We start from the raw sequence: 885 nt of genomic DNA on the forward strand, positions 1-885 counted from the left end.
TAAAAGATGGGGAGTTAATTTATACACGCCCTCTATTATTATAAATATGGCAACCGAGATGTGCTTGTTTGCGACTTTTATATCGATAAGGCATTTCAAATGCATCTATCACTTTATCACAGTGAATACAAATATCTACTTCTCCAAACATACTTTGTAGTTTATTCGCGAGATGTATAATTTCATTTTTGTTTAAAGTAATTTGAACATGAGTTAAACCTTTGGAATTTACATTAGACTGACTGATTTCAACTAAATCATTTTTTATATGCGCCAATGTGTCATCTCTAATTAAAATGGTCTTCACCAATCCCAATCACCTTCCTTATTTTATATTCTGCTCAGGAAGTTTTAGGATTAAACTATTCAGGTGAAGTCTTTTAACATGTATTACCAATCATTGGATACAGCTTGCAATCAGGCAGTACTAACAGAGGATTTTAGAATTAGACGTCTTACACCAAAAGAAACTTGGCGACTTCAAGGGTTTTCAGATTCGGCTTTTGAACGAGCAAGTAAAGTAAATTCAGATACACAATTGTATCGACAAGCGGGTAATTCTGTTAGTGTTCCTGTTATTTTTGCGATTGCATAATGTTTTAAATTTCTGAATTTTTAATCATTTAATGATGTTTTATCCTAATACACTGTGCTAGTATGAAGATATAATTTAGAAAGGGAGGAAATCACAATGAATTACATACTTTTTAGAAGTGCAGATGGGAATACAGGGTATATGAGTCAACATGGAAATGGTGGAGGTTCTAAATCCGCTCACGGAAATACAGGTCATCATATTGACGTGCCCGCTGAATTGTATGCACATGGAAATGGTGGCGGACATCATCGTGAGCCAGGGGGGCATTCAAGGGGTTAGTGTAAAAC

2 protein-coding genes and 1 pseudogene are annotated in these 885 nt (G+C 34.9%); 2 read left to right on the forward strand and 1 reads right to left on the reverse strand.

Annotated elements, in window-relative coordinates:
* Positions 1-19: 19 nt before the first annotated feature.
* Positions 20-307 (reverse strand): hypothetical protein, encoded by a 288-nt coding sequence (locus ACQGS6_RS29330; RefSeq protein ID WP_224414053.1) that lies wholly within the window; start codon positions 305-307, stop codon positions 20-22.
* Between the two features lie 87 nt (positions 308-394).
* Here ACQGS6_RS29330 and ACQGS6_RS29335 point away from each other — a divergent pair.
* Together ACQGS6_RS29335 and ACQGS6_RS29340 are read left to right on the forward strand one after the other, a co-directional pair.
* Positions 395-595 (forward strand): annotated as a pseudogene (locus tag ACQGS6_RS29335) (DNA cytosine methyltransferase); the annotation flags it as partial.
* 96 nt (positions 596-691) lie between these two features.
* A complete protein-coding gene (locus ACQGS6_RS29340) occupies positions 692-877 on the forward strand; it encodes a hypothetical protein (RefSeq protein WP_001106703.1) in 186 nt (61 codons plus the stop codon).
* Positions 878-885: the final 8 nt, after the last annotated feature.

The organism is Bacillus sp. GMs2/2, assembly GCF_050172095.1.
Classification (GTDB): domain Bacteria; phylum Bacillota; class Bacilli; order Bacillales; family Bacillaceae_G; genus Bacillus_A; species Bacillus_A cereus.